The sequence below is a fragment of the Sphingomonas sp. FW306-05-A genome (genome assembly GCF_058782275.1).
In genome coordinates, this window is record NZ_JBYSXN010000002.1 from 481523 (window position 1) to 505221 (window position 23699).

A 23699-nucleotide genomic window follows, 5' to 3' on the forward strand; every position below is an offset into this window, starting at 1 on the left:
CTGCACGCCTGCCGCGCACCGCTGCCGCCTTGACCGCTATCTGGGGAGTGCGCGCCGACTTACAATGACGCAGGCGTAACAATCTCGAGTGTGGCGGGAACCGGAAACTTCTGCGCACAGAACGCACAATCGACGACGATCATGCCATCGGCGTCGGCCATGTCGCGCTGTTCTTCGGGCGGGAATTTGGCAAGAACAGACGCAATATAGTCGGGCGAACACCGGCAGCCGCGCACGAAGCGTGTCTCGCCCTGTACGCGCACCTCGGTCTCTTCGTTGAACAACCGCCATACCAGCATTTCCAATGCCAGCGCGGGATCGGCCAGTTCTTCTGGCTTCATCGTACCGCCCAGGATCGCGACATGCTCCCATTCGGGGTGATCGAGCCGCGTGTGGATCCGGTCACGCCCGTCCTCGCCCTCCGGCAGATGCTGCAACAGCAATCCGCCCGCGACACGGCCGTCGGCACCATTGCCCTGCATTCCGACGCGGATGAGGGTGGGGATTTGCTCGGACTGGAGGAAATAATGTTCGGCCGCCTGGCTGAGTGAATCGCCATCGAGCGGGACGATCCCCTGATAGCGTTCCCCGGTGGTCGACTGATCGAAGGTGATCGCCAGATACCCCTTGCCGAACAGCGCGTAGAGGCTCGGATCGGCTGGCGCTTCGGCGAGCCGATCGGCGTCGAAATCAACATAGCCGCGCAGTTCGCCGCCGCGGTAATCGCACACCAGCAGCTTGACGATCCCGCCCTCGGTCTGCGCCTGCATCGTGAGCTGGCCGCCTGCTTCCTTGAGCGTTGATCCGATCAGCGCAGCAAGCGTCAGCGCCTCGGTCAGCAAAGCCTCGATCGGTGCGGGATAGGCGTGCGCGGCGAGGATCGTGTCGAGCACGGGCGCAAGGCGCACGATCCGGCCACGGGCATGGCGCGCGGGGATGGTGAAACCGATCGCGCGATCGATGTCGGCGGGGGTGGTGGGGACGGGGGTCATACTTTTCTCGCGGCGATTACGTCACCCCAACCGTTCGCCCTGAGCGAAGTCAAAGGGCCCGCGCCACGCATGGGGCTTCGACTTCGCTCAGCCCGAACGGTGGGGAACTAAACGGGACAACAGAACCAAGAAGATAGGAACCCCCAGCCCCCAATCAACCGATCTGCCCGAAGCACCACCGGAGCACCGATTTCTGTGCATGCAGCCGATTCTCCGCCTCGGGCCAGATCAGCGACTGCGGCCCGTCGATCACCTCGGCGGTCACTTCCTCGCCGCGGTGCGCGGGGAGGCAGTGGAGGAACTTGGCATCGGGCTTGGCGGTCGCCATCAGCGCGGCATCGACCTGATAGGGCCACATCGCCGCGAGCTTGGTCTCGGCATGGTCCTGCCCCATCGAGATCCACGTATCGGTGACGATCACGTCCGCGCCCTCGACCGCCTCCTTGGCGGTGCCGACGATGCGCGCGCGCCCCTTGCCCAGCGCAACGTCGCTTTCGGGCGGCATGAACCCCTGCGGGCACGCCGCAACCACGTCGAACTGCATCAGCCCGGCGGCCTCCATGATCGACGCAAGCACGTTGTTGCCGTCCCCAAGCCATGCGACCTTGAGCCCCGGCAGCGGCTTGCCTGCTTCCATCAGCGTCAGCAGGTCGGCCATGATCTGGCACGGGTGCGAGTTGTCGGTCAGGCCGTTGATCACCGGGATGGTCGCATGGCGCGCCATCTCTTCCAGTTTCTCATGGTCGTCAGTGCGTAGCATGATCGCATCGCAATAGCCCGACAGGACGCGTGCGGTATCCGCCACCGTCTCCCCGCGCCCGAGCTGGGTCGTGCCCGCGTCGAGAATCACGCTGTTCCCGCCCAACTGGCGGATCGCCATGTCGAAGCTGACGCGCGTGCGGGTCGAGTTCTTCTCGAACACCATGGCGAGCGTATGCCCGGCGAGCGGCGCGTCCGCATCCGGCTTGCCCTTCGGCCAGCCGGCGCGCGCCGCCTTGCGGTCGAGCGCATCGGCAAGCATCGCGGCGACGCCGTCGGGGCCCGCGTCGGAGAGGCTAAGGAAATTGCGCATCATGCCTCCCTCTCCCCGCTCGCGGGGAGAGGGCAAGCGAGCGCAGCGAAGCGCGGGAGAGGGGCAGTCACGCGGACGGCAGTGTCAGGCACTGCCCCTCTCCCCGACCCTCTCCCCGCAAGCGGGGAGAGGGAGACTTGCGCGCTCACGCCGCCACCGCCATCGCGGTATACGCCCGCGCGCCGTCGCTCAGCTTCTGGACGAACTCGGTAATATGCGCCTCCTCGATCACGAGCGGCGGAAGCACGCGGACGACGTTCTCGCCCGCTGCGACCGTCAGCAGCCCGTGATGATCGCGCAGATGCGCGACGAAATCGCGCGCGACTGCGCTGTCCTTCAACTTGATGCCGAACATCAGGCCCTTGCCGCGTACACCCTCGAAGATCTGGTCGTGGTTCGGGATCATCTGCTCGACCGACGTACGCAGCCGTTCGCCCATCGCGGTGACATGCTCGAGGAAACCGGGTTCGAGCATCACGTCGAGGATCGCCTCGCCCGCCGCCATCGCGAGCGGGTTGCCGCCATAGGTCGAGCCATGCGTGCCGAACACCATGCCCTTGGCCGCTTCCTCGGTCGCAAGACACGCGCCGAGCGGGAAGCCGCCGCCGATGCCCTTCGCCGAGGAGAGGATGTCGGGGGTGATGCCGTAATGTTCATAGGCCCACATCTTGCCGGTCCGGCCGTAGCCGCACTGGACTTCGTCGAGCACCAGCAACAGGCCATGCTCGTCGCACGCCTTGCGCAGGCCCTGGAGGAACTCCGGCGTCGCCGCCGAGACACCGCCCTCGCCCTGGATCGTCTCGACCATAAAGCCCGCGGTCGTTTCGTCGATCAGCGCGAGCGCCGCTTCGAGATCGTTGAACGGCGCATAGGCGAACCCCGGCAGCAACGGCTCGAACCCGTCGCGCATCTTGGGCTGGTTGGTCGCCGAGATCGCACCCATCGTGCGCCCGTGGAACGCGTTGTTGAAGGTGATCAGCGTGGTCCGCTGCGGGTTGCCGGTGACGAAATGATAGCGCCGCGCGGTCTTGATCGCGCATTCGACCGCTTCGGTGCCCGAATTGGTGAAGAAAACCGTGTCGGCGAACGATTGCTCGACGATCCGCTGCGCGAGATGCTCGCCCTGTGGGGAACCGTAGAGGTTGGAGACGTGCATCAGCGTCGCGGCCTGCTCGGCGATCGCCTTGACCAGCGCGGGGTGGCCGTGGCCGAGCGCGTTGACCGCGATCCCGGCGGCGAAGTCGAGATATTGCGCGCCATCCTCGCCGTAGAGATAGACGCCCTCGCCGCGCACCGGACGCACGCCACACCGTGGGTATACGGGCATCAGGGCTGGGGTCGACACGACGCGTCTCCTTCAAAAAGCAAAAGGGCGACCTGTACGGTCGCCCGATCACGGTTTTTACGGAGATTGGGGGGCGAGCGCAACACCATGTGTTGGTGGTTGCGTGTCGGGCTCAGGCGGGGCGTTTCATAGGAAGGGATTTATCACGCAAAGGCGCAAAGGCGCGAAGAGAAGAAGATGATGCAGGCTTGACCGAGCAGGGCGCGCCAGGCTGTTCTGAATGAGCTTCGCTCGGCACACTCTGCCGCAGGCATTCAAAACCTTCCTCCTTCTTCTCTTAGCGGCTTTGCGCCTTTGCGCGATAAAACCCTTCTACCACCGCCAACCCAGGACGCAGCGTCAGTTCTTCAACCGCCACCCGCTCCGCAGCAGCAGATAGCACAGCAGCCCGAGCACGATGTCGATCGCCAGGATGATCACCGACCCCAGCATCACCGGCGAATCCGCCGTCCCCAGGAACCCGTAACGAAACCCCGAGATAATGTAGAAAAACGGATTGGCATGGCTGAACGCCCGGAACGCCGGTGCCAGCTTGTCGACCGAGTAGAACGTCCCCGACAACAACGCCAAAGGAGTGATCACGAAGTTGGTCACCGCCGCCGCATGATCGAACTTGTCCGCCCACACCGACGTCAGCACGCCAAGGAACGACAGGAACGCCGCGCCCAGGAACCCGAACCACAGGATCGCCAACGGATGCCGCGGCGTGACATGAACGTCCGGATAAAGCGCCATAGCCAGCCACACCACGAACCCGACGATGAACGCCCGCGTCATCGCGCCGCCAACCAGTGCGGTCAGCAATTCCATCGTCGACAGCGGCGGCTGGAGATAATCGACGATCGTCCCCTGGATCTTGCCGACCATCAGCGAGAAACTCGCATTCGCAAAGGCAGGCCCCATCATCCCCTGGCTGATGATCAGCCCGGGCGCGATGAAATCGGCGAACGGGATCTCGACCCCGCCGACCAGAACCGGGCGTTTCGCGCCGGTTGCGATGGTAAAGACGACCAGAAACAGCAGCGTGGTGATCGCGGGCGCCCACACGGTTTGCAACTGCACCTTGAAGAAGCGGCGAACCTCCTTGATATAGAGCGTTCGCAGACCGCCCCAATTGACGCTCCGGATGACCGGGACGCCGGGGGCGTTCATCGCCGTTGTACGAATTTCGCCGATTGGGGGCTGGCTGCTCATGGCATGGTCGCTAAAGACTGCCGCCGCCGCCTGCAACCCGGAACAGGAATTTGGCGGCCCGGGACGATTGGAAACGAGAGCAGATGAGCTGGACCGACGAACGCATCGATATGCTGCGCAAGATGTGGGAAGCAGGGCAGACCGCGAGCCAGATCGCCGAGGAACTCGGTGGCGTCAGCCGTAACGCCGTGATCGGCAAGGCGCATCGCCTGGGTCTCCAGTCGCGCCCGTCGCCGGTCAAGCCCAACGATGGCACCGCCAAGGCCGCCGCCGCTACCGCCGCAGCTGCCGCCCCCCAGGCAGCCGCACCGCCCGAACCCAAGCCGACCCCGGCCCCTGCTGCACCGCGTCCGCCGGTCGAGCGAGTCGCGCCTCCCGTCGCCGCAGCCCCGCCCCCGCCGCCGCCCGCTCCGCGCCCGGTGATCGAGGCGGACGCCGATGACGAGATCGAGGACGACGCCGACGACGACGCGACGGAGACCCCCGCCGCACCGCCGCGCCCGGCTCCGCCGATCATGCGCTCGGTCGGCCCCGGTGGCTTTCTCCGCCAGGCCCCCGGCGAACAGCAGGCCCCGATCACGCCCGCCCCGCCACGGCGCCTCGTTCCGGCAAAGCCGTCGGCCGACATGGCGGGCAAGACGACGCTGCTCGATCTGAGCGACAAGATCTGCAAATGGCCGATCGGCCATCCTGGCGAACCCGACTTCCACTTCTGTGGCGAAAAGGTGAACCCGGGGTTCCCTTACTGCGTCGGCCATTGCGGCCACGCCTATCAGGCGCAGCTTCCGCGCCGCGATCGTCGCCCCGCACCGCCGCTGCCTTTCGGCGGCCCGCGCGCGCGCTAAGCCGCTACGGCAGGTAGGAAAAAGGGGCCGCGCACCATCCGGTGCGCGGCCCCTTTTGTTTTTGCCGAGGTAGCGGCGGCCTTAGAAGCGGAACTGCGCGGTCGCGCGGACGCTGTGCCAGCGGAACTTGTCGTCGCTGCGACGGAAGTCGGTGCCCGCCGTGTTCGGCGCGAGCACGAACGGGTTGGTTGCAGGAGCCGACCCCTGCGTCACGCGAACGCGCGCACCGTCGTCCTTATACTGGTTGTACAGATACTCGAGCCCGACAGAGAAATGCTTGCCAAGCTTCTGCTCGACACCGCCGCCCGCGACAAAACCCCAGGCATCATCATCGCCGCCCGCTGCGAAGGCATTGGCGGTGTTGCTGGTCTCGAAGGTCGAGTTGATCTTGGCATAGGCAACGCCGCCGGTGCCGTAGAACAGCGTGCGATCGAGCGCATAGCCTGCGCGCGCGCGGATGTTGGCGTTGTAGTCGACTTCGCGCGTCATCGTGTAGGATGCGGGCGTGGTGCTGAACCCCGAGACGCTGTCGCGGACTTCGCTCTTGCCGAATTCACCGATCGCACCGACGACGATGTTGCCGAACTGCTTGTCGAACCCGACGCGTGCCGAATAGCTGATATTGTCCTTGTCGTTGCGGCAATTGGCGTTCGCGCTGGAGCGCGCTGCGCCGTTGCAGAAGCCCGGCGAGAAGGCATTGCCGCCCGCCGCCGTCGTCACCGTGTCGCCGAACCGGCCATCGCCGTTGCGATCGAACAGGATCGACGAGCCGACGTCATTGGGCTGCGCATCGAAGCCGACCGTGCCGCCGACATAGACGCCGTCGAACGGCTTATCGTCCATGTCCTGTGCGATTGCCGGCGCACCAAAAGACACCAGCGCAGCGCTCGCGGCTGCGAGGAAATAGGTTTTACGCATTAAAAACTCCCTGTCGTGCTTGTACAAAGCAGCTCAGGAACGTCTCGACCGGAAGATGGAGGCAGCGGCAACATTACTTTACGGCAACCGTCGGAACCGGCAAAATTCAGATCAATATTCAGGTCGGGCAATGCCGCTTGGCAGTGCCACCCCGCGCACCGTATAGCGGGGTATGTCCGAAGACCTGTTCGCAGCGACCCCGAAACACGTTCCTACCGATTATGACGCCGCGTCGATCGAAGTGCTCGAAGGGCTCGAACCCGTCCGGCGGCGGCCGGGCATGTATATCGGCGGCACCGACGAGCGCGCCTATCACCATCTCGCCGCCGAAGTGCTCGACAATGCGATGGACGAGGCGGTCGCGGGCCATGCCACGCGGATCGAGATCGAACTCGCGCCGGGCAACCGACTGACCATCTCGGACAATGGCCGCGGCATCCCGGTCGACCCGCATCCAAAGTTTCCGGGCAAGTCCGCACTCGAAGTGATCCTGTCGACGCTCCACTCGGGCGGCAAGTTCGACGGCAAGGCGTATGCGACCAGCGGCGGCCTCCACGGCGTCGGGGTCAGCGTCGTCAACGCGCTGTCATCGGACACGGTGGTCGAGGTCGCACGCGGACGCGAACTGTACCGCCAGAAGTTCGCGCGCGGCGAAACGCTCGGCCCGCTCGAGCATGTGGGGGCAGCACCCAACCGGCGCGGGACGACCGTTGCGTTCACCCCCGATACCGAAATCTTCGGCCCCGACATGGGGTTCAAGCCCGCCCGGCTCCACCGCCTCGCCCGGTCCAAGGCGTATCTCTTCGCAGGCGTCGAGATCCGCTGGAAATGCGCGCCGGAGCTGATCGGCGACGACACGCCCGCCGAAGCGGTGTTCCAGTTCCCCGGCGGCCTCGCCGATCACTTGCGCGAGCAACTTGGCAAGCGCGAATGCGCGACGACCGAGCTGTTCGTCGCGCGGCAGGATTTCCCCGGCACCGCGGGCCGCGTCGAATGCGCGGTCGCCTGGCCGTTGTGGAGCGACGGCAGCTACAGCTGGTATTGCAACACCATCCCCACCCCCGACGGCGGGACTCATGAGAACGGCCTTCGCGCCGCGCTGGTCAAAGGCATTCGCGCGTTCGGCGATCTGGTCGGCAACAAGAAGGCCAAGGACATTTCCGCCGAGGACGTGATGACGGGCAGCGAGCTGATGCTCAGCGTCTTCATCCGCGATCCGCAGTTCCAGAGCCAGACCAAGGACCGCCTCACCTCGCCCGAGGCGGCGACGCTGGTCGAGCGCGCGGTGCGAGACCATTTCGACCATTTCCTCAGCGACAATATGGACCGCGGCAAGGCGCTGCTGAGCTATGTCGTCGAACGGATGGACGAGCGGCTTGCGCGGAAGGCCGAGCGCGAGGTCAAGCGCAAGACCGCCACCTCGGCGCGCAAGCTGCGGCTGCCGGGCAAGCTGACCGACTGCTCGTCCAACGGCCCCGAAGGCACCGAGATCTTCATCGTCGAGGGCGATTCGGCAGGCGGATCGGCCAAGCAGGCGCGCGACCGCAAGACGCAGGCGATCCTCCCGATCCGCGGCAAGATTCTCAACGTCGCGTCGGCGACCTCGGCGAAGATCCACGCCAACCAGGAAATCGCCGACCTGATCCTCGCGCTCGGCTGCGGGACGCGCAAGGACTGCAACCCGGATCACCTGCGGTATCAGCGGGTCGTCATCATGACCGACGCAGACGTCGATGGCGCGCATATCGCGACGCTGCTGATGACCTTCTTCTTCCAGGAAATGCCCGAGATCGTTCGCGCCGGAAACGTCTTCCTCGCGCAGCCGCCGCTGTACCGGCTGACCGCGGGAACCAAGAGCCTCTACGCGATGGACGACGCGCACCGCGCGCAGCTCGAGGCGACCGAGTTCAAGGGCAAGAAGGTCGAGATCGGGCGATTCAAGGGCCTCGGCGAGATGAACCCGATGCAGCTGCGTGAAACGACGATGGACCCCAAGACGCGCTCGATGCTGCGGATCACGCTGCCGCAGGAATATGAGGCGCGCGCGGGCGTGAAGGATCTGGTCGACCGGCTGATGGGCACCAACCCCGCGCATCGTTATGCTTTCATTCAAGAAAATGCCGCCCGGATGGACGAGGACGCAATCGACGCCTAGCCTTTCTCCCGAATCAGGGAGTCCGGGCGATGGTGGCAACGCGGTGGTCGATATTCGGGGTTCTGCTGGCGGCGACGCCGCTGACAGCCCAAACCACCCCGCCCCCGGCCGTGCCCGACACCGCCGCCTCCGGACGCGACATCGTCGTCGTCGGCAGTCGTGCCCCCGACCTGCGCAAGCGGCTCGACATCTGCATCGCCGAGGGGTGTCGCCCCGACAAGGATATCGGGATGACGCTCGATCTGGCGCAGGCGCAGTTCGAGGCGGGGCATTATGAGGACGCGCAAGCCGCCCTACTCGCCGCCCGCCACCGCACCGCGCGGTTCGCCAAGGACTATCCGGTCGCGGTCGCCAACCTGTTCCACGCCACCAGCATGATCTCCGCGCACCTCGGTGATCCCGAGCCCGAATGGTCGAACGCGCTCAACACGATCAGCGCGATGAAGGCGGGAATGTCCGAAAAGGATCCGCGCGTGTTCATCGAACGCATCCAGCTCGGCGATGCCTATGCCCGCGCCGGGCGGTTCGACGAAGCCAGCGTGCAATATCGCGAGGTCGCTGGCCGCGCACGCAAGCTTGGGATGATCGAGACCGAAGGGTTGGCGCGCGTGCGCTACGCAACGCTCAAGACTCGCCTCGCCGAACAGGTCTATGCCCATTACGCGCCGGTCGCGCGCAGGGCGATCGACGCGATCCTCGAACGGCGCGAACCCGAAATGCAGCCGATGGTCGAAAGCGCGCGCCAGCTGAAGATCCAGCTCGCCGCGATGACCGCGACCGACGCCGAACTCGACCAGCTGATCGCGCGCTATCCTACTCAGGCGGCCGGTGCGCCTGCGGTGCTGCTGTATGCGCCGCCGGTGCTGATGACCCCGACCGGGCAGCGCCGCCCCAATGGCACTGCCGCCGACAGCTACACGTTATTCAAGTTGAACCCGACGACGGTCTTTCTGGAACATCTGGACTATCTCTGGATCGACGTCGTCTACACCATCGGCACCGACGGCCGGGTCCGTGATGCGCATGTTGCCGGTCAGGGCGAGCAAGTTGCCGGGACCGGGGACTGGCCCGACAAGATCGTGGAGGCGATCGACGCGCGCCGCTACGCGACCCAGGCAATGCCCTCCAGGGGCCGCGAGCGCTATACCTTTACGTCGAACATGACGATCAAGACCGGGACGCGCATTCCAGGCCGCAGCGGCGTTCCGCGTCTGCTTCGCGCCGATCTCGACCCCAGAACCGACACGCCGCTGCGCGAACAGCAGTCGTAACCAGAAGCGGGATCGGCGACGCGCATGTCGCCAATCCCGCCACGTGTCTTACAGCGCGACCACGCCGCCGTCGTTCTTGGTGATCACCACCGTGGCCGAGCGCGGACGGATCGTCGCCGCGGCGGTGCCGGTCGCCTGCGTGTCGGGCCAGTGGCTGGTGATGTTCGACGGGTTCCCGTTTTCGCCCGGATGCTGGATGTTGACGAACAGCGTCTTGCCGTCCGGGGTCGAATCCACCCCGGTGATTTCCGCCTCGAGCGGGCCGACCAGGAAGCGCCGTAGCGTCGTGCCCGGCGCCTTGCCGACGCGCGTCGCCTGCGTGCGCCCGGCGTTGCTGACGGTCTTGACGCCGCCGTCGTTGACCGGCCCCGGTATCGCGGCGAGCATCATGCAGTTGGTGACGTCGGTATAGGCGCTGTCGTCGGTCTGGATCCACAGCACCGGCGTCACCAGTCCCGAGGCGTTCGACGGCCGCCCGAACCACAGGCCGTCGGGGCTCGAGAAATCGTTGGTCGCATCGAGGCCGGACAGGTTGATGTTGACCGGATCGAGATCCGCGCCCGCGCCGAACGCATAGATGTCCCAGGCGAAGCCGAGCGCCTCGGACGTGTCGCCGGTCTCGCGCAGGCGGATGATGTGGCCGTTGCGGTTGGACACCGAGGTGCTGGGCGGATCGAGATAGGCGCGCGGGTTGGCGGCATCGGTATTGGCCGCGGTGCGCGAACTGTTGTTGGTGAGCGTCAGATACACTTCGCCGCTGACCGGGTTGACCGCGGTCCATTCCGGGCGGTCCATCTTGGTCGCGCCGAGCGCATCGCCCGCGAGGCGCGCGTTGGCGAGCACGTCCGCCTGATCGGCAAAGGCATAGGTCGCGTTGCCCGCGGTCAGCGGCCCGCTGCCGAATGTCAGCGGCGACCAGCTGCCCGAACCATCGGCGTTGAACTTGGCGACATAGAGCGTGCCGTTGTCGAGATATTTGTCGCCGATCGACAGGCGGTCGGCGGCGCTCGCATCGGCCGCGGTCCACGGCGTGTTCGAGACGAATTTGTAGAGATATTCATTCTGCGCGTCGTCGCCCATGTACCAGGCGGGCTTGCGCCCGACGACGAAGTTGGACGGCCAGCAGCCCTCATGATTGAACCGACCGAGCGCGGTGCGTTTGCGCGGCGCACTCGCCTTGTCATACGGATCGACCTCGACGACCCAGCCGAACTGATAGGGCTCGTTGCGGAAATCGTCGGTCGCGGTCGCGCCGGTGACCCGTGCGTCCCAGCGGCGGTAGAGCGTGTTGGTGCTGTCCGCGGGGACGACCGTCGACCAGCTGTAATTGCCCGTCGCGCTGGTCACGCCGGAACGGGTCAGCGCGGTGACTTCCCGTGTCGTCCGCAGCGCATTGTCGGTCGCGGTCGGGCGGCGGAAATAGCCCGCCCAATTCTCCTCGCAGGTCAGGTTGGTCGCCCACGGCGTATAGCCATTGGCGCAATTGTTGATCGTGCCGCGTCCAGCGACGCCGGTCGGCGAAAACGCGGTCTTGAGCAGGTCGCTGCCCTTCGCCGGTCCGTTGAAGACCATCGGCGTCAGCGGCGTGATCCGGCGGTTGAGCGCGCCCGCCTGGACATAGCTCCATGCACCCGCACTGCTGCGCGTCACCTCGACGACGCTGAGGCCGTGGCACTCCATTTCCTTGAGCGCTTCCGCCTCGGGGCGAACGCCGCCGGGGGAAGTCGCGCCAGCGGTGTGGAGATACGGCTGGTTGATGTTCTCGTGGTTCATCACGAGCAGCCCGCGCGTGCTGCTCGTGTCGTCGCGCGTCGTTCCGGCAGCGGCCAGGCCGAACCAGTGCAGCGCATCGCCATGATCGCCCGCGCGGGTCGAATAGCTCGTGTCGGTGCCGTCGTTCTTGTACGCGGGCGTTGCCGCGTCGATCGGATCACCCAGGCGGTAGAGGATCGAGACGGTATAGCCCGCCGGTACCGTGACGACGTCGAGCTTGTTCTTGGAAACGGCCGCAAAGCCGAGCGTTGCCGGGCTCACGACGACCGACGTGTCGGTCGTGATCGTCAGGCCATTGGTGTCGGTCGAGCTGTAGCGGAACACCAATGTGGTGGCCGCACTGACGCTCGGGGCGATGAAGGTCGTGCCCGCCGCCGTCTGCGTCAGTCCGACGCTGGGACCGGAAACCTGCGTGAACCCGCTCTGTGCGACTGTCGCGGTGTTGGCAGCGACACCGGTCAATGTAACGACACGGCCAGACGTCGTCTCGCCCGACGATCCCGCGGTGACGGTCGGTCCGGGGCCCGAGTCCTTGTCCTCGCCACACGCCGACAGCACCGCGCCGCCGAACACCGCGAACGCCGCCGCCTTGGTGCCGCCGAACAACGCGGCGCGGCGCGAATAGCGCCGGTCGATCAACGCGTTGAGCGAATTGCCGCCATTGCTGCGATTGGTGTCGATGTCGCCATCGTCATAGCCGATGGTGATGCTGGTCGAGTCGGTCATGCGTCTGCCCCCGTCGATCGCGTGGTCGCGTCGTTTCTGGGAGCAGCCATGCCGCGCCAACCTGACGGGAAGACGTCAATTCCGATACGGAACGAAGACGTTGCGATGACGGATCAGTGACAACCGCGGCAACGCCCGCGCGAAACCGTCATTCCGCGGGATTCATCCGCTTCTGGTGATATTTCAAGCGAATGACGACCGCAGCGATCATGTGAAGCGCAGCGACACCCAGCAGGAACAACGGCAGCACCATCGGGATCTGCGGCGCATAGCGCGCGCGCACCAGGGCCAGCACCGCGGCGATGATCGCCACCGCGACTCCCATCCACCGTACCGGGCGCGCGACCATCCGCAATTCGCGCTGATAGGCGGCGCGTTCGCCGGGATCGTTGAGGTTGGGCGGGGGTGTCATCGATCGATCCATTCGGTTGCGAGCAGCCCCCACAGGAAGGTGTCCCGCACGCCGATATGCGTCTCCCATTCGCCCCGCAAGCGACCTTCCAGTGTGAAGCCGAGCGCCTTGAGCAAAGAATTGGAGCGCACGTTGTCGGGATCGGTGTCCGCAAACACGCGCCGCTGTCCTTCGGTGACGAACAGATGGTCGATCACACACGCCACCGCCTCGCGCGCCAGTCCCGCACCGCCATGCGCGCGTGCAAGCACATAGCCGATTTCCCAGACGCCCGCGCGTTTCTCCCCTGCTGCGACGAAACCGATCGCGGTGTCGTCCGTCGGCAAGGTGATCGACCAGGCGCGCCAACTCCCCTCGCCTTGGACGAAACTGGCACGCACCGCCTCGACCGTCTCATACGGCGCATGCGACCAGTAGGTCATCGCGTGCGGGTCGGACAGCGTCGGGAACAGCGCATCGGCATCCTCCACCGTCCGCGGCCGCAACCGCAGCCGCGCACTGGCGAGGACCGGAACGTCCCTCACCGCGTCAACGCAGCGACGAGCGCCTTCACCTTCTTCTGTCGCCACTGCGGCAGCGGTGCGACGAGCCAGTACCCGAGCTGATACGCCTTGGCCTCCGTGATCGCGACGATCCGGCCGGACGCCAGATCCGCCGCCGCCAGCAATTCAGGCACCGTCGCGCGCCCCAGCCCCTGCGCCGCCGCATCGATCGCCAAGCCGGCATCGCTCACGCGAACGAGCGACACCGACTCGTCGTTAATGCACCCGGGCCACGAGATCCGCGTGTCCGCGCCGCCGCCCGGCCGTTCGACCGTCACCATCCCGGCGGAGGCGATCGCCTCGCCCTCATGCTCGCCCGGGCCATCGCCCCAGCGGATCGCGAGGTCGAGGTTGGCCTCGGTGAAATCGATCGCCGCGCTCGCATTGGACGCGTCGGCGGAAATCAGCACGAAGCGCATCTCCGGGTCATCGCGCGCGATGTCGGCAAGCCGCGGCATCAGCCATTTCTCGGTCAGGTCGCGCGGCGCGGCGATCGTCAGCGACTTGCTCGTCTGCCCCGCCTGCATCGCGCGGACGGCTTCCTCGAACTGCAGGAAACCGTGGCGCAGAGCCGCAAGCCCGCCCTCGCCCTCCGGCGTCAATTCGAGCCCCTTGGTGGTCCGACGGAACAGCACGACCCCGAGCGTGTCCTCCAGCGCCCGGATCTGCTGCCCGACCGCCGCCGGGGTGACCGCCAGTTCGTCCGCCGCACGCGTGAAGCTCAGGTGCCGCGCAGCCGCATCGAGCACGCGCAGTCCATTCAGAGGCAGATGCGTGCGTTTCATCCGCCGGTTGCCCCGAACAAACGACTCATGCGCCCACCGCCGGCGCGATCAGCGTGAACCGCGGGATGTCGACATCGAACGCGGCACCATCCTCGGCGAGCATATGATAGCTCCCGACCATCGCCCCGCTCGGCGTCGCCAGCGGACACCCCGAGACATAGTCGAAACTCTCGCCCGGCGCGATCGTCGGCTGTTCGCCGATCACACCTTCGCCTTCGACGGTATGGCGTGCGCCACGTCCGTCGGTGATGATCCAGTGCCGCGTCAGCAGCTGGACCGTCCGGTCCGACACGTTCTCGATCCGGATATGATACGCCCAGAACCACCGCCCGCGCTCGGGCTCGGACTGTTCGGGAAGGAAGCTGACGGACACCCGGACGACAACGCCGAAGGTTTCCGCGACATAGGGGAAAAGCGCCTTCACGAAGCGGACTCCCTGCACTGACCGCCCACGATACTCAAAGCCCCGCCGCCGTCAGCGCCTGATCGATGTCCCCGATCACGTCGTCCGCGTCCTCGAGCCCGACGTTGAGCCGCAGCAACCCCTCGGTCACGCCCATCTCCAGACGCTTGTCCTCGGCGACACTCGAATGCGTCGTCGAGGCAGGATGCGTCATCAGCGACCGCGAATCCCCGATGTTGTTCGAGATGTCGACAAGCTCCAGCGCGTCGAGCAACGCATGTGCCTGCGTACGCCCCGCCACTTCGAACGCGAAGATCGGGCCGCATGCCTCCATCTGGCTCATCGCCAGATTGTGCTGCGGGTGGCTCGGCAGGCCCGGATGCAGGATCCGCGGCACCCGCCCCTCGATGAACCGTCCCACCTTGACCGCGTTCTCCGACTGCCGGCGGATCCGCAAGTCGAGCGTCTCGAGCCCCTTGAGGACCACCCACGCATTGAATGCGCTCAGCGTCGGCCCGGTGTTGCGCGTGAAGGGGAGCAATGTGTCGTTGATGAACGCTTCCGTTCCGCACACCGCGCCCGCCAGAACGCGCCCCTGCCCATCCATCATCTTCGTCGCGCTATAGGCGGTCACATCCGCACCGAACTCCATCGGACGCTGCAGCGCCGGCGTCGCGAAGGCGTTATCCACCACCGACGTGATCCCGCGCGCCCGCGCGATGTCGCAGACCGCCTTCAGGTCGACCACGTCCATCGTCGGGTTGGCGGGGGTCTCGAAGAAAAACACCTTCGTGTTCGGGCGGCACGCATCCTCGAACTGCTGCGGATCACGCGCGTCGACGACGGTCGTCTCGATCCCGAACTTGGGCAGCAGCGTATCGACCAGCCACCGGCACGATCCGAACGCCGCACGCCCCGCGACGACATGGTCGCCGGTCTGAAGCTGGCACAACAGGACCGCGGTCATCGCCGCCATGCCGGTCGCCATCGTCCGGCACGCTTCCGCGCCTTCGAGCAAGGCGATGCGGTTCTCCAGCATCTCGACCGTCGGGTTCTGCAACCGCGAATAGGTCATGCCGGTCTGCTCGCCGGCGAAGCGCGCAGCGGCGTCCGCCGCGCAATCATAGGCATAGCCCGACGTCAGGAAGAGCGCCTCGGAGGTTTCCCCCCATTCGCTGCGCGCGGTGCCGCCGCGGACGGCTTGCGTTGCGGGGCGCCACTGGCGGGTGATGCTCTGGTCTTGTCCGGTACGGCGTTTCATGGTGCACGCTTTGCCGGTTGGCGGCGGGGCGCGTCAATGCCCGTTCCCGCCGACATCGCTTGAAAGCAAGTCCGTTCGGCTGGATAGAGGCGCTCGTGAGCGACGCCCGGCCCCATCCCTATCGTGCAGCGGCCGCTCTGGCGCTGCTCGCGCAGGCCTTGTTCAGCTATCGCCTGACGATTCCCACCAAGCTGATGTTCGACGAAACGCATTACGTCCCCGCCGCACGGACGCTGATCGCGCTCGCCGGACCGACCAATATTGAGCATCCGTTGCTCGCGAAGGAAATCATCGCCTGTGGCATCCTGCTGTTCGGCGATACGAGCCTGGGGTGGCGGTTCTTCTCGACGCTCGCCGGGACGGGCATCGTCCTCGGGGTGTTCGCGATTGTCTGGCTGATGCTGGGGCGCGTCCGCCCAGCGGTGTTCGGCGCGCTGTTCGCGCTGTTCAACGGCACGGTGTATGTCCAGGCCCGCATCGGAATGCTCGACGGCTTCATGGCGGCCTTTGCGATCCTCGGTTTGGCGGCGTTGATGTGGGCGATGCGGGGACGCACCGCGGCGCAGGCATGGTCCCGCTGGATTCTGGGGGCAGCGTTGCTGGGGCTTTCGGTTGCCGCGAAGTGGGCGGCGGCGCCATTGATCGCCTTTGCCGCGATCGGCTTCGTCCTGCTGCGGCTCCACGACGCCCGCAACAGCGGAAGGTCCGTGTTTGCCGCGCTGAATGCCGGGGGGCATCGCCACTGGCCCGGGATGTCGGCGGTTCCTGCCATTCTGGCGCTGGGAATGGTCAGCGTGGCGGTATATTTCGCCACCTTCGCGCCTGCTTTTTTCTACACCCACGATCCTTTGACGTTCGGCACGCTCTTCTCGTTCCAGCAGCGGATGTACGACCGCCAGACACTGCCGTTGCCGCCGCATCCCTATCAGTCTGACTGGTGGGCCTGGCCGATCATGCTCCGCCCGATCTGGTATCTGTACGAGCGCGTCGACGGGGCCCAACGCGGGGTGTTGCTGATCGGCAATCTCGCAGTGCTGTGGGGCGGGCTGATCGCGGTTGCCGGGTGCCTGTATGTTGCGGTTCGCGACAGGGTGCCGAAACTGTCCGCCGCAGCGGGATTGTGGGTCGCCAGCTATCTCGTCTGGATCGTCATTCCGAAGAAGATCGGCTTCTTTTATTACTATTATCTGCCGAGCATCGCGCTGTGCATCGCGCTTGCGGTGGCGTTCGATCGGTTCGCGCTGCCCCGGCGCTGGGAACACATGTTCCTCGCGGCGACGATCCTGCTCTTCGCGGTCTTCTACCCGGTGTTGTCGGCTGCACCGCTCCCGGGGCCAGATGCGTTCCGCTACTGGACGTGGTCGCCGACCTGGGTGTGAGCCGCGCTGAAGACGTAAGCTGGACTACCCAACGCCAACACCACCCCATTCCGTTCGTCCTGAGGTGCGACCGAGTAGGCGAAGCCGTATCGAGGGCGCGTATCGAAGGACAGGTCGCCCCGCCGCCCGACATCAAAAAGGGCGCCCGGGTTTCCCCGGACGCCCCACCAGTTCGGACTGCGCTTGGGAGCAGCCCGATCTGTTTCGCAATTACATGCCGTTCGACAGGTTCGTGTCGGCATCGTTGGTGCGCATGTCGGTTGCCTGGTTCTGGCCCGTTGCGCGCACTGCGTCTGCCGTGTTCTCGAGCATTGCTTCGCCTGCTGGGGTCGTTGCGTTGTCTGCAGCGTCCTCGAGGTTGTCAGCAACGGCTTCGGAGTTGGCTTCGATATTGTCGGCAGCCTGCTCGCGCGGGGTCGAGTTGCAAGCGGCCAAGGAAACCAGACCAGCAGCGGCTGCGAGAACGAACATCTTCTTCATCGTGATATACCCTTTTCGAACGGCTCGAAGGCCGAAGGGACATAAATCACAGCGCTCCGCTTTGTTCCAGTATCCACATCATAAATTTCGTATTCTGGGCGAACGATACTGTAAAATAACGATTATTTTATCTACAGTTGATCGCCTTCGTCCGCCGCGGCATCAGTCCAGCGTCAGGACGATCTTGCCCACATGATCCCCCGCCTCCATCCGACGATGCGCAGCGGCCGCCTCCGCGAGCGGGAATGTGCGATCCAGCACCGGCTTCAACCGTCCGGCCTCGACATGCGGCCAGACCGTGCGATGCAGTTCATCCGCGACGAGCGTCTTGAATGCGGTATCCCGCGCCCGCAGCGTCGATCCGGTCAGTGTCAGGCGCCGTCGCATGATCTCGAAGATCGGAATGGTCGCGGTCGCGCCGCCCTGTACCGCGATCGAGACGTGCCGCCCGTCTTCTGCAAGGCATTGCAGGTTGCGCGCGACATAGTCGCCGCCGACCATATCGAGCACGACGGCACATCCCGCCCCGCCGGTGATCTCCTTGACCCGCTCGACGAAGTCTTCGGTCTTGTAGTTGATCGCATGGGCCGCGCCGAGCGCCTTGGCCGACGCGCATTTGTCGTCCGACCCTGCGGTGACGATCACCGTCAACCCGAAGATCGCACCGAGAGAGATCGCCATCGTCCCGATCCCGCTGGTGCCCCCATGGATCAGCACCGTGTCGCCTTCGGTCGCGTAGCCGCGCTCGAACAAATTGGTCCACACGGTAAACAGGGTTTCAGGCAAAGCCGCCGCCTCGACCATCGACAGTGCATTGGGCACGGGCAGCACTTGCCCCGCCGCGACGGCGACATACTCGGCATACCCGCCGCCTGCGACCAGGGCGCACACCGGCTGGCCGAGCATGTGTCCCGCAACATCGGCACCCTGCGCCACGACGGTACCAGAAATTTCGAGCCCGAGAATCGAGGGTGCCCCCGGCGGCGGTGGATAACCGCCCTTGCGCTGGAGCACGTCCGGCCGATTGACCCCCGCGGCAACCACCCGGATCAGAGCCTCCTGCGCGCCGATCTGGGGCACCGGCCGTTCCACCACCGTCAGCACTTCCGGACCACCCGGTTCGCTGGGGTCGATCGCGCGCATCGTATCCGGCACATCCTGCATCGCTTCTACGCCCCGTCTTACTGAGCACCACGGGGAAGTCCCTTTGGTCCGCGTGCCTTATTGACATCCCCTGCGTGCGGGTCAACGATCCTCCCCATGGACATCGACGAGATTCTCCCGAACACGGCGGGCGATCCGCTCGCTGCGGTTGTAGCGCAGGACCTGGACCCGCTTTCGGTCAAGGAACTCGACGACCGGATCGTAATGCTCGAACGCGAGATCGTCAGGACGAAGGCGAAACGGGATCGCGCCGTCGATCATCGCGCCTCCGCAGACACACTCTTTAAGTCTTGAAGTGTCGGGTTCCGGAACACAGGAACACCGAGAGTCGTTTTCAAGAGGTTGATGCGGGCGTCCTGCCTTCCGACATAGCAGGAAAGGGCCGCCCGTCTGACGTGGCCCGCAAGGAGTAACTACAGATGCCATCCTTCGCCTCCGCGCTGGAAACCACGTTGCACAAGGCTCTCGAAGCCGCGTCTTCGCGCCGGCACGAATATGCTACGCTCGAGCATCTGCTGCTCGCCCTTATTGATGACGAACATGCGTCGAAGGTGATGCAGTCGTGCGGCGTTGACACCGCCGAGCTGACGACGACCGTCAAACATTATCTGGATACCGAGCTCGAGGCGTTGAAGGTCGACGCCGCGACCGATCCCTCGCCCACCTCGGGCTTCCAGCGCGTCGTCCAGCGCGCGATCCTCCACGTCCAGTCCTCGGGCCGCGACGAAGTGACCGGCGCGAACGTGCTCGTCGCCTTGTTCAGCGAGCGCGAGAGCTATGCGGTCTATTTCCTGCAGCAGCAGGACATGAGCCGCCTGGATGCGGTGAGCTTCATCAGCCACGGCGTCGGCAAGGGCGGGTCCGCGCCCGAAGCCTCCAGCCCCAAGGGTGCCGAGGAAGAGAAGCCGCAGAAGCCCGGCGAAAAGGGCAAGGAAAGCGCGCTCAAGCAGTTCTGCGTCGACCTCAACGAGAAGGCCAAGAAGGGCAAGGTCGATCCGCTGATCGGTCGTGGCCCCGAGGTCGATCGTACGGTCCAGATCCTGTGCCGCCGTTCGAAGAACAACCCGCTCTATGTGGGCGATCCCGGCGTCGGCAAGACCGCGATCGCCGAGGGTCTCGCGCGCAAGATCGTCGAGGGTGACGTTCCCGAGGTGCTGCTTCCCGCGGTGATCTATTCGCTCGACATGGGCGCGCTGCTCGCGGGCACGCGCTATCGCGGCGATTTCGAGGAGCGCTTGAAGGCGGTCGTGACCGAGCTCGAGAAGATGCCCGACGCGATCCTGTTCATCGACGAGATCCACACCGTGATCGGCGCTGGTGCAACCAGCGGCGGCGCAATGGATGCGTCCAACCTTTTGAAGCCGGCTTTGTCGGGCGGCACGATCCGCTGCATCGGCTCGACCACCTACAAGGAGTTCCGCAACCACTTCGAGAAGGACCGCGCACTGCTGCGGCGCTTCCAGAAGATCGACGTCAACGAGCCGACGATCGAGGACACCGTCAAGATCCTCGCTGGCCTGCGGACCGCGTTCGAGGAGCATCACAAGGTCAAGTACACGCCTGACGCGATCAAGTCGGCGGTGGAACTGAGCGCGCGTTACATCAACGACCGCAAGCTGCCGGACAAGGCGATCGACGTGATCGACGAAGTCGGCGCGATGCAGATGCTGGTGCCGCTCGCCAAGCGCAAGAAGACGATCACCAGCCGGGAGATCGAGCAGGTTATCGCTACAATGGCGCGCATTCCGCCTAAAAGCGTGTCCACGGACGACACAAAGGCGCTGGAATCGCTTGAAACCGATCTCAAACGCGTTGTGTTTGGGCAGAATGCGGCGATCGAAAAGCTCGCGTCGGCGATCAAATTGTCGCGTGCGGGTCTGCGCGATCCGGAGAAGCCGATCGGCAACTATCTCTTCACCGGCCCCACCGGCGTCGGGAAAACCGAGGTTGCCAAGCAGCTTGCGACGATCATGGGGATCCCGCTCCAGCGCTTCGACATGTCCGAATACATGGAACGCCACTCGGTCTCGCGACTGATCGGCGCCCCCCCCGGCTACGTCGGCTTCGACCAGGGCGGCCTCCTCACCGATGCGATCGACCAGCAGCCGCACTCGGTTCTGCTGCTCGACGAGATCGAGAAGGCGCATCCCGACCTGTTCAACATCCTGCTGCAAGTGATGGATAACGGGCGTCTTACTGACCAGCACGGCAAGACGGTCGACTTCCGCAACGTCATCCTGATCATGACGACCAATGCGGGCGCCAGCGATATGGCGCGCGAAACATTGGGCTTCGGCAACCTCACCCGCGAGGGCGAGGATGAGCAGGCGGTCCAGAAGATGTTCACGCCCGAGTTCCGCAACCGTCTCGATGCGATCGTGCCGTTTGGTTATCTGCCGACCGAGGTCGTGGCGCGGGTGGTGGACAAGTTCATCCTCCAGCTCGAGTTGCAGCTGGCGGACCGCAACGTCCACATCAACTTGGACGACGAAGCTAAGACCTGGCTCACCGCCAAGGGCTATGACAAGCTCTACGGTGCGCGCCCGATGGGTCGTCTGATCCAGGAGAAGATCAAGCAGCCGCTCGCCGAGGAACTGCTGTTCGGCAAGCTGGTCCACGGTGGCGAGGTGACGGTGAAGATGAAGGACGGTGCACTGTCGTTCGAAATCACCTCCGCCCCGCCAAAGAAACCGCGGCGCAAGACCCCCGGCAAGGTCGACACGACCGCCAAATAAGCATCTCGCCACGAGACATCAGCGCGGGTTCGGTTATGCCGAGCCCGCGTTTTTTGTTTGTGCGGTTTCCGCCCAAGCCTCCCCATCATCGAACGGCATTGCGCACTTGCAACGGGGACATTTGGTTCCGCTACCAAGCGGACCCCCGTGGTTGAGCGTGCCAAGCCACGGCAAACATTCCTTGAAATGCGTGGCAAAGTCGGATTGTTACTTTCTGTTCGCCCTTCTCGGCCTAGGAATCGGCCATGCGTCTCACGATCCCATCACGACTGCTCCTCCTCTTCCTGACGTGCTGCACGATCGTGTTTCTGGTCCAGCCGGCTAAGGCTAAGGCTAGGGGCACCGGTGAACCGATCACGACGTGCATCGTACGCGACCGACCGGGCCTGACGTCGACGCAACTGTTGCGTCCTTCAACACCCGTCTCGTGCCTGACGGACCAGCGGACTTTGGGTCCGGGGAACTACTGGATCCGCTCAACGCCCTTGCGCCGGGGCGGACCGGTCAACGTCCGCAGCGCCAGCCTTTGGCAAGGTACGCAGAACCTCTATGCGCTCTACGCGGACGGAGCCATCGTCCGCACGACGATCGATCAACGGCATGCATCGCGCTATATGCAATTAGGCGCCCTGCTGGAGGTGCCACTCCCCGAGCGTAACGCCCCACTCGTCCGCCTGCTGTGGCAGGTCGACGATGCCGCCAACCTCCGCGGAATCGTACGCGACCCCATGCTCGCGACGGACGCGGAAAGCGTCCGGTCCAACCTGTTGCTCGGCGGACTATATGCAGCGTTCGCGGGACTTTGCATTGCGCTGCTGTCGTACAATTTCGCGTTGTGGGTCGCGCTGCGGCACCGTTTCCAGCTTGCCTATTGCGCGATGGTCTTGGGGTTGCTCGCGTACACCGTGTCGTCCTCGGGGTATCTGGCCTGGATCTATCCGGACATCGGCAACAACGATCGCATCCGCTGCAACTATCTGCTGCTGGGCCTATCGACGGTCGCAGCGTTCGCCTTCGCGCGCGCTTTTTTTGAAGAGCGGGTGTTTGCGGGTCGGGTCGGAACGCTTGTCCAGATCAGTTGCGGGATCACCTTTACCGCCTCGCTCACCTTTTTCCTGTTTGGTCCCTTGCAGGTCAGACTGTTTGACCGGTTGTACTCGCTCGCCTTCGTGCTCCAGATGGCGATGGTGATCCCCCTCCTGTGGCGGGCCTGGGTATTGCGGAGCAATTACCTGTGGGTCTTCGCGCTGGCATGGGCGATGCCGATCATGATGGCGACCGTCCGTATCGTCTGTTCGCTCGGCATCATCCCCTGGAACTTCTGGCTCGACAATTCCACGATCGTATCGATGACCGTCGAGGCGCTGCTGTCGAGCATCGCAATAGCATATCGCATGCGGCTGCTGAGCAACGAACGCGACGAGGCGCGTGAGCGCGAAATTGCGGCACGATTGCTGGCAGATACGGACCCGTTGACCGGTCTGCTCAACCGCCGCGCGTTTCTCAATCAGGCGATCGGGCGAACGGGGGAACAGATCCTGATGATTGCGGATCTCGACCATTTCAAACAGGTCAACGAAACCGTCGGCCACGATGGCGGCGACGAAGTGTTGCGCGTGTTTGCGCGCACGCTGTGTCAGGTTGTCCCGGCAGACGCACTGGTGGCACGGATCGGCGGGGAAGAGTTCGCGGTTGTCCTTGCGGCGGGAGGAGCGTTTGATCCTGAAGACATCCTTGCGGGACTTCGGGCCGAACGGATGCCCTACGATGTCACGATCACCGCGAGCATCGGGGTCTGTGTCGGCACGCTCGAACGCGAACAGGACTGGAAAGCCCTCTACGGTTGCGCCGATCGTGCTCTATTTGAAGCAAAATCCGCAGGACGTGACCGCGCGCGTGTCCGCGTATTGACGAACCAGCGGACGGTGCAAATCGTACCGCCGCTTGCCGTCATCAGGTGAAGCGGTTATATCGGCTGCGTAAGGAGTCAGCTTGGTGCGAAATCGTCAAATGATCGTCGCATTGTGCGCCATTCTGGTCGTCGCAGCCGCAATTCAGCGGCATCCGACGGCGGATATTCGCGTTTTGACGCATGATTCGTCCGACCCGACGCCGCATCAGGTGAAGGCCGCGCTTGATCTCGGCTTGCTCGGGATCTCGGTTCTCTACACCTGGACCGCACGCCCGCTCAGCTGACACAATCGCTTACACGCGGGTCGCCGGGCGATGTCCGCAACGCCTTGCGGG

At 64.9% G+C, this 23699-nt stretch carries 21 protein-coding genes; 8 read left to right on the forward strand and 13 right to left on the reverse strand.

Translation table 11 applies throughout. From position 1 onward, the window contains the following. Window positions 1–59: 59 nt before the first annotated feature. From hslO to AC3WJR_RS11155, 4 genes are all read right to left on the reverse strand, one after another. On the reverse strand, window positions 60–992 hold the full coding sequence (gene hslO, locus AC3WJR_RS11140; protein ID WP_492724993.1) for an Hsp33 family molecular chaperone HslO: 933 nt from the start codon (window positions 990–992) through the stop codon (window positions 60–62). A gap of 154 nt (window positions 993–1146) precedes the next feature. Then, window positions 1147–2064 (reverse strand): ornithine carbamoyltransferase, encoded by a 918-nt coding sequence (argF, locus tag AC3WJR_RS11145; protein WP_354281978.1) that lies wholly within the window; start codon window positions 2062–2064, stop codon window positions 1147–1149. Between the two features lie 145 nt (window positions 2065–2209). Beyond that, window positions 2210–3409 (reverse strand): aspartate aminotransferase family protein, encoded by a 1200-nt coding sequence (locus AC3WJR_RS11150; RefSeq protein ID WP_492724995.1) that lies wholly within the window; start codon window positions 3407–3409, stop codon window positions 2210–2212. A 339-nt stretch (window positions 3410–3748) separates the two neighbouring features. Next, window positions 3749–4603, reverse strand: a complete 855-nt coding sequence (locus AC3WJR_RS11155; protein WP_354281976.1) for an ABC transporter permease — start codon at window positions 4601–4603, stop codon at window positions 3749–3751. A gap of 83 nt (window positions 4604–4686) precedes the next feature. On the opposite strand from AC3WJR_RS11155, the gene AC3WJR_RS11160 reads away from it, so the two are divergent. Beyond that, a complete protein-coding gene (locus AC3WJR_RS11160; protein WP_492724997.1) occupies window positions 4687–5448 on the forward strand; it encodes a GcrA family cell cycle regulator in 762 nt (253 codons plus the stop codon). A gap of 81 nt (window positions 5449–5529) precedes the next feature. Here the strand turns inward: AC3WJR_RS11160 and AC3WJR_RS11165 are convergent, their stop codons facing one another. Next, on the reverse strand, window positions 5530–6366 hold the full coding sequence (locus AC3WJR_RS11165) for an outer membrane protein (RefSeq protein WP_492724999.1): 837 nt from the start codon (window positions 6364–6366) through the stop codon (window positions 5530–5532). 172 nt (window positions 6367–6538) lie between these two features. Between AC3WJR_RS11165 and parE the strand changes: the two genes are divergently transcribed. Together parE and AC3WJR_RS11175 are read left to right on the forward strand one after the other, a co-directional pair. Beyond that, window positions 6539–8521: a DNA topoisomerase IV subunit B gene (gene parE / locus AC3WJR_RS11170; protein WP_354281973.1), complete on the forward strand. Its 1983-nt coding sequence runs from the start codon at window positions 6539–6541 to the stop codon at window positions 8519–8521. Window positions 8522–8550: 29 nt separating this feature from the next. Further along, window positions 8551–9792: a hypothetical protein gene (locus AC3WJR_RS11175; protein WP_492725001.1), complete on the forward strand. Its 1242-nt coding sequence runs from the start codon at window positions 8551–8553 to the stop codon at window positions 9790–9792. Between the two features lie 48 nt (window positions 9793–9840). Here AC3WJR_RS11175 and AC3WJR_RS11180 read toward each other — a convergent pair whose 3' ends face one another. The 6 genes from AC3WJR_RS11180 to AC3WJR_RS11205 all read right to left on the reverse strand — a co-directional run bounded on the left by AC3WJR_RS11180 (window position 9841) and on the right by AC3WJR_RS11205 (window position 15694). Next, window positions 9841–12291, reverse strand: coding sequence for a PhoX family protein (locus AC3WJR_RS11180; RefSeq protein WP_492725003.1), 2451 nt, complete (start codon window positions 12289–12291; stop codon window positions 9841–9843). Window positions 12292–12439: 148 nt separating this feature from the next. Then, window positions 12440–12703 (reverse strand): hypothetical protein, encoded by a 264-nt coding sequence (locus tag AC3WJR_RS11185; RefSeq protein ID WP_354281970.1) that lies wholly within the window; start codon window positions 12701–12703, stop codon window positions 12440–12442. Beyond that, a complete protein-coding gene (locus AC3WJR_RS11190; protein ID WP_492725005.1) occupies window positions 12700–13227 on the reverse strand; it encodes a GNAT family N-acetyltransferase in 528 nt (175 codons plus the stop codon). The genes AC3WJR_RS11185 and AC3WJR_RS11190 overlap by 4 nt, the downstream gene beginning before the upstream one ends. Next, complete coding sequence (locus AC3WJR_RS11195) at window positions 13224–14030, reverse strand: LysR family transcriptional regulator (protein WP_492725007.1); 807 nt, start codon at window positions 14028–14030, stop codon at window positions 13224–13226. Before AC3WJR_RS11195 ends, AC3WJR_RS11190 begins: the two co-directional genes overlap by 4 nt. Before the next feature lie 25 nt (window positions 14031–14055). Then, on the reverse strand, window positions 14056–14454 hold the full coding sequence (apaG, locus tag AC3WJR_RS11200; RefSeq protein ID WP_354281967.1) for a Co2+/Mg2+ efflux protein ApaG: 399 nt from the start codon (window positions 14452–14454) through the stop codon (window positions 14056–14058). A 34-nt stretch (window positions 14455–14488) separates the two neighbouring features. Next, a complete protein-coding gene (locus AC3WJR_RS11205) occupies window positions 14489–15694 on the reverse strand; it encodes a trans-sulfuration enzyme family protein (RefSeq protein ID WP_354281966.1) in 1206 nt (401 codons plus the stop codon). 59 nt (window positions 15695–15753) lie between these two features. On the opposite strand from AC3WJR_RS11205, the gene AC3WJR_RS11210 reads away from it, so the two are divergent. Further along, window positions 15754–17073, forward strand: a complete 1320-nt coding sequence (locus AC3WJR_RS11210; protein ID WP_492725009.1) for a phospholipid carrier-dependent glycosyltransferase — start codon at window positions 15754–15756, stop codon at window positions 17071–17073. A 210-nt stretch (window positions 17074–17283) separates the two neighbouring features. On the opposite strand, the gene AC3WJR_RS11215 is transcribed toward AC3WJR_RS11210, so the two are convergent. After that, window positions 17284–17553 carry a hypothetical protein gene (locus AC3WJR_RS11215; protein WP_354281964.1) on the reverse strand — a complete coding sequence of 90 codons (270 nt, stop codon included), beginning with the start codon at window positions 17551–17553 and terminating at the stop codon, window positions 17284–17286. Between the two features lie 162 nt (window positions 17554–17715). Continuing rightward, window positions 17716–18717 carry an NAD(P)H-quinone oxidoreductase gene (locus AC3WJR_RS11220; RefSeq protein ID WP_492725012.1) on the reverse strand — a complete coding sequence of 334 codons (1002 nt, stop codon included), beginning with the start codon at window positions 18715–18717 and terminating at the stop codon, window positions 17716–17718. A 96-nt stretch (window positions 18718–18813) separates the two neighbouring features. On the opposite strand from AC3WJR_RS11220, the gene AC3WJR_RS11225 reads away from it, so the two are divergent. From AC3WJR_RS11225 to AC3WJR_RS11240, 4 genes are all read left to right on the forward strand, one after another. Then, complete coding sequence (locus AC3WJR_RS11225) at window positions 18814–19011, forward strand: DUF1192 domain-containing protein (RefSeq protein ID WP_354281962.1); 198 nt, start codon at window positions 18814–18816, stop codon at window positions 19009–19011. A 125-nt stretch (window positions 19012–19136) separates the two neighbouring features. Beyond that, entirely contained in the window at window positions 19137–21452 is a 2316-nt protein-coding gene (clpA, locus tag AC3WJR_RS11230; RefSeq protein WP_354281961.1) for an ATP-dependent Clp protease ATP-binding subunit ClpA, read from the forward strand. A 245-nt stretch (window positions 21453–21697) separates the two neighbouring features. After that, complete coding sequence (locus AC3WJR_RS11235) at window positions 21698–23413, forward strand: sensor domain-containing diguanylate cyclase (RefSeq protein WP_492725014.1); 1716 nt, start codon at window positions 21698–21700, stop codon at window positions 23411–23413. 34 nt (window positions 23414–23447) lie between these two features. Continuing rightward, entirely contained in the window at window positions 23448–23648 is a 201-nt protein-coding gene (locus AC3WJR_RS11240; RefSeq protein ID WP_492725016.1) for a hypothetical protein, read from the forward strand. Window positions 23649–23699 lie beyond the last annotated feature (51 nt).

Bases quoted from the DNA above. Each gene is read 5' to 3' on its own strand.
- AC3WJR_RS11195 (WP_492725007.1), bottom strand. From the start codon at position 14,030: ATGAAACGCACGCATCTGCCTCTGAATGGACTGCGCGTGCTCGATGCG.
- parE (WP_354281973.1), top strand. From the start codon at position 6,539: ATGTCCGAAGACCTGTTCGCAGCGACCCCGAAACACGTTCCTACCGAT.
- AC3WJR_RS11235 (WP_492725014.1), top strand. From the start codon at position 21,698: ATGCGTCTCACGATCCCATCACGACTGCTCCTCCTCTTCCTGACGTGC.
- AC3WJR_RS11220 (WP_492725012.1), bottom strand. From the start codon at position 18,717: ATGCAGGATGTGCCGGATACGATGCGCGCGATCGACCCCAGCGAACCG.
- clpA (WP_354281961.1), top strand. From the start codon at position 19,137: ATGCCATCCTTCGCCTCCGCGCTGGAAACCACGTTGCACAAGGCTCTC.
- AC3WJR_RS11175 (WP_492725001.1), top strand. From the start codon at position 8,551: ATGGTGGCAACGCGGTGGTCGATATTCGGGGTTCTGCTGGCGGCGACG.
- AC3WJR_RS11185 (WP_354281970.1), bottom strand. From the start codon at position 12,703: ATGACACCCCCGCCCAACCTCAACGATCCCGGCGAACGCGCCGCCTAT.
- hslO (WP_492724993.1), bottom strand. From the start codon at position 992: ATGACCCCCGTCCCCACCACCCCCGCCGACATCGATCGCGCGATCGGT.
- AC3WJR_RS11165 (WP_492724999.1), bottom strand. From the start codon at position 6,366: ATGCGTAAAACCTATTTCCTCGCAGCCGCGAGCGCTGCGCTGGTGTCT.
- AC3WJR_RS11155 (WP_354281976.1), bottom strand. From the start codon at position 4,603: ATGAGCAGCCAGCCCCCAATCGGCGAAATTCGTACAACGGCGATGAAC.
- AC3WJR_RS11160 (WP_492724997.1), top strand. From the start codon at position 4,687: ATGAGCTGGACCGACGAACGCATCGATATGCTGCGCAAGATGTGGGAA.
- AC3WJR_RS11205 (WP_354281966.1), bottom strand. From the start codon at position 15,694: ATGAAACGCCGTACCGGACAAGACCAGAGCATCACCCGCCAGTGGCGC.
- argF (WP_354281978.1), bottom strand. From the start codon at position 2,064: ATGCGCAATTTCCTTAGCCTCTCCGACGCGGGCCCCGACGGCGTCGCC.
- AC3WJR_RS11225 (WP_354281962.1), top strand. From the start codon at position 18,814: ATGGACATCGACGAGATTCTCCCGAACACGGCGGGCGATCCGCTCGCT.
- AC3WJR_RS11215 (WP_354281964.1), bottom strand. From the start codon at position 17,553: ATGAAGAAGATGTTCGTTCTCGCAGCCGCTGCTGGTCTGGTTTCCTTG.
- AC3WJR_RS11180 (WP_492725003.1), bottom strand. From the start codon at position 12,291: ATGACCGACTCGACCAGCATCACCATCGGCTATGACGATGGCGACATC.